A 3,917-nucleotide genomic window follows, 5' to 3' on the forward strand; every position below is an offset into this window, starting at 1 on the left:
AATAGTAGGGCGGTTTCGCGCAGCAAACCGCCATTTCAAGCCATCCAGAAACCTTGGCGGATAGTGCGGCATCGCGGCTCCGTCTGTGGGTGGATTGCCAAGGCGAATCCACCCTACATTCATCCGCCGTACGGTCATGTATGACTGTTTAAATTTTTTTCAAAAAAGGATTATTTGGATTAACTTTACTAAGAAAATCGTTAATAAATACAGATGTTTGATTGATATCAAAATCGATTTTAGGATCGAGGACTTCACGTGGAACAAGTGGATGCTGATCGTTTTCTTCAAATAGGTTTTCGAATGGATCTTTTGGGATGTCCAAATTAAATATTTTTAATTTATCAATTATTTGATCTAGCCATTCAAGGAATGGCTGTGACTCGGGTAAAACATGTACGGCAAGTCTAGGTAAATAACTTAAGCCTTCTTGTAGCCCGATTTCTCCTTCTTCTCGATATCCAACCATTGCAGTTGCAAACATCATTGCACACCACATTGGGCCTAAAATAGGCCCCAACCATTCCTCTCTTTTAAATTCTATATAAGTGAACCGTTTAGGATCATAGGCACCACACCACATTGCTTCGAGAACTTGTTCTGGCTCAGGGCGGTCAATGTGAGGTGCAAAACACCAAAATATCCACTCATACATGCCAATCCCTAACGCTATTTGTGCGTTAGGTTGAAGTAACAGGCTTTGTTCGAGGATTTTACTGGAATCAAATTTGAAATCATCACTTGCTCTTATGTCATCCCACATTTTACCTAAATCATATGAGGCGACATTTTTTACTTTGATATAGCTAGGTTGACTGAGTGCCATTTATTCAAACCCGTATTTATAAGGAATACCTACAAACCCGTGTTTAATCATTTCATTTGGACTTCTTAAGTATGGATTATTAATTGGTTCGAGATTGGATAAAAATAGGTTGATATCCTTAATGTTATCTTCGAATCGTCGTTCTCGTTTCTTTATAAAAAAATACGGTGATACAGGTATCTCATTAGAGTAATCAAATTTTTCTGTGGACTTATCATACTCCTGTTCTCTAGGAAAGTATTTAGCAGAAATTCGTAGGGTATCCTTAAGCCAATTATCAAAAACTTTTTTATTGGGCGAGATATGTCTTGCTAACCATGCTTGGCACATTATTGGATCTGCCAAATAAATATCTCCTTTATTATAACTTGTATAAATTGAATCCAATAATTTTAAACAGCTCTCCAATGTCCCCAATATAGGCTCCCTGTCATCGAAGTTACCCGTACTGAGTTCAATTTTTAAGGAAAAAACGTAGAGAGGATCAATTACAGCAGCCCAGGCGGCATCTGTTCTTTTTTGAGCATCACTAGTATCACAAAATGGAGACAGTCGGCAAATTATCAGATCAGTGATTAAAGCTCCAAGCGCCATTTTCATTCGAAAAGAAGATAAATTAATTGCATTAAAAAGCCTTAAATTATCTACGTAGTAAAGTTTTATTGCAATATCTTCATTCCATTTATAATTCAAAGGAGAGTTTCTTATTAACTCAATCGGAAAATAATCTTCTTTGCTCATACCAAAACCTAGGGTGCGGTTCTCGAATTTCGAATTTCGTGACCGTGTGATCGAAAAGGGATCAAAAAAAAGGACTCCAATTGGTACCGTGTGATTGTCAAAAAACGCGGAAAAGCCAAAAGGAGTCCCAGATGGATAGGGTATCGGTGGAAGAGGAGATCGACAAGGCGCTTGAAACGGCGGTTCGTGAGTTTCGCACGGCGCTGGTTCAACTTGGCGAAGAGGCCCAGGGAGGCGAACTCTCGTTCTGGGAAGCGGAGAAACACTTCGGTGAAGCGCTGATGAGCTTTGCGTGCCAGATGCTGGCGGTGGTGTTGAGCCTCTACGATCTGAGCGCGAAGTATGTCCGCTATCAAGGTGAGGTGTGGCGACGAGGGACCAAGAAGAGGGACAAGAGTTACCACAGCAGTTGGGGCAAGGTGCAGGTGGAGCGGTGGACCTATCAGCGGTATGGGAAACGAGGCGGTGAACAACTGGTGCCACTGGAGCATCGAGCGGGATTGATCGATGGAAGTTGGACGCCCCAATGTGCGGAGGCGATGGCTCGCCTCGTGCAATCTGCACCGCCGCGAGAGGCCGCCGAAAACGTCGAGCCCCTTGGGGTCCTTCCATACAGCCGGTCGAGCTTCGAGCGGGTGGCGCTTTCGTGCGGCCAGCAGTGGGAGGACAACCGCGAACAACTCGAAGATGACCTCATCAAGTCGGTCGAGATTCCTGAGAATGCATCAGGGATTTCAGTCGCCTACGATCGGGTCCGCATTGAGACCGATGAAACGGTGCGCGACCCGATTCAGTGGCCCAACGGACGCAAGCAGCCGCGCGAAATCAATGGACGAATGGCCTATTGCGCCACCGTGACACTGCACGATGAGAAGGGAGAGCCGCTCAAGACGTTTCGCTATGGCCGAAACGCACAAAAGGATCAGAGCACGAAGCTGCCCGGCGTCGGCGAGTGGATTATCCGAGAACAGGTGCGCGGCGATGTAGAGGCGCTCTTGAGGCGATGTCCCGAACTGGCAAAGCGAAAGGTAGCATTGTCTGACGGAGGTCCGGAGTTGGAGAGAATCATCGCCGAAGACTTTCCGGATTGGACCAGCCTATGCGACCTGTACCACCTGACCGACAAGCTGAACGACGGGCTCGAAGAGGCCGGGTTCTCCACCTCCGAGCGACACGCCAAACGGCGCCGGTGGGTACGACGCCTGAAACACGTCAACGATGCGATTGATAGCATCGATGGGGAGCTTGCGCTGATGAAAGGAGCTGCAGCCAGTGCGGCCAGAACCTATATCGACAACCGTCGTTCCCGTCTCAACTATGCCGAAAGCTACGCCCAGGGAATGCCCATCGCCAGCGGCCACGTCGAAGCGACCTGCAAGTCTCTTGTGCAAGTGCGGATGCGCCGATGTGGTCAGCGGTGGACCGTCCAGAGTTCTCAGGCCATCTTGAACCTGCGCGCCCTGGCACTCAGCAATGTTTGGACCGAAGCGATGGGCTTGCTGACGGACCAGGCCGTCAACGACGATTTCGAAGTCTGCGAAAAACCACGGCGAAAGGCGGCGGCCTAAAATGCTCAAGATGCGAAATTCAAAATCTCAGATCCGCACCCAAAACCTAGTAAATTTAATTAAGAAGTTCGTCTAATGCTATCCAGTTTTCTTTATTTGCAGGGCAATCAATTTTATGCTCTTTACCATTTTTATCACAGATAAAAACCGAAATTTCATATGATTTTGCAGCGCACATCATTTTATAACAATCCAGGCATGGCGTTTTAGATTTTTTGCCATTCTTTTTCCTCCAATCTATATTAAAGGTTGCTTTTCCAGAAGTTGATTTGGTTTTAAATAGTTCATCAAGTAATTTTGCCTCTGCATGTCCTGACTTTTGAGCGCTTGGTTTTCCATGAGTGTGGTTTGCATCTGGACAAAGGTTGCTTTTTCCTTCGTGACGTTTTTCCATATCTCCACCTTCTACAAAAATTCCATAACGCTCTCTAGCTGTTTTTCGGTTATGTCCTACAGTAATACTTTCTCCAAAGTTCATCGATGATACCGTTGTGCCTTCCCCCTCGCCTGTTTGCCCAACAAGTGTTTTGTCTGAGGTTTTGTCTTTTAAGGCTTCACGACTGTCATTGTTTGTTTGTTCTAGTTTCTCGCACTTTGAGTCAGTTTCCTCTGCGACCGAATCGATATGGGGCCAAGGCGGCGTTTGACCAGGCTGACTGGAATGATTATGCGTCGTCAAATCTAAATGCCGAACAACATTTTTCCCCTCGAACTTCACATCCATCGACCAGGAAGTAAAATAAATCTTGCCCTTAATCTTGCTGGTAATAATACCCTTCTTG

The 3,917-nt window shown here is 46.0% G+C and carries 4 protein-coding genes; 1 reads left to right on the top strand and 3 read right to left on the bottom strand.

Annotation, left to right across the window (positions count from 1 at the left end):
* Positions 1-148 precede the first annotated feature (148 nt).
* Positions 149-826: a hypothetical protein gene (locus QZP87_RS10210; protein ID WP_291322819.1), complete on the bottom strand. Its 678-nt coding sequence runs from the start codon at positions 824-826 to the stop codon at positions 149-151.
* A complete protein-coding gene (locus QZP87_RS10215) occupies positions 827-1,567 on the bottom strand; it encodes a hypothetical protein (protein ID WP_291322820.1) in 741 nt (246 codons plus the stop codon).
* A 131-nt stretch (positions 1,568-1,698) separates the two neighbouring features.
* Here QZP87_RS10215 and QZP87_RS10220 point away from each other — a divergent pair, with 131 nt between their 5' ends.
* Positions 1,699-3,135 carry a hypothetical protein gene (locus QZP87_RS10220; protein WP_291322821.1) on the top strand — a complete coding sequence of 479 codons (1,437 nt, stop codon included), beginning with the start codon at positions 1,699-1,701 and terminating at the stop codon, positions 3,133-3,135.
* 55 nt (positions 3,136-3,190) lie between these two features.
* Here the strand turns inward: QZP87_RS10220 and QZP87_RS10225 are convergent.
* The coding region (locus QZP87_RS10225) for a PAAR-like domain-containing protein (protein ID WP_291322822.1) at positions 3,191-3,917 on the bottom strand (727 nt) is incomplete at its 5' end.

Origin of the sequence: Desulfonatronospira sp. (assembly GCA_003563255.1) — a bacterium.
Taxonomy (GTDB): domain Bacteria; phylum Desulfobacterota; class Desulfovibrionia; order Desulfovibrionales; family Desulfonatronovibrionaceae; genus Desulfonatronospira.

Coding starts and splice junctions, on each gene's coding strand:
- QZP87_RS10210 (WP_291322819.1), bottom strand. CDS start 826: ATGGCACTCAGTCAACCTAGCTATATCAAAGTAAAAAATGTCGCCTCA.
- QZP87_RS10215 (WP_291322820.1), bottom strand. CDS start 1,567: ATGAGCAAAGAAGATTATTTTCCGATTGAGTTAATAAGAAACTCTCCT.
- QZP87_RS10220 (WP_291322821.1), top strand. CDS start 1,699: ATGGATAGGGTATCGGTGGAAGAGGAGATCGACAAGGCGCTTGAAACG.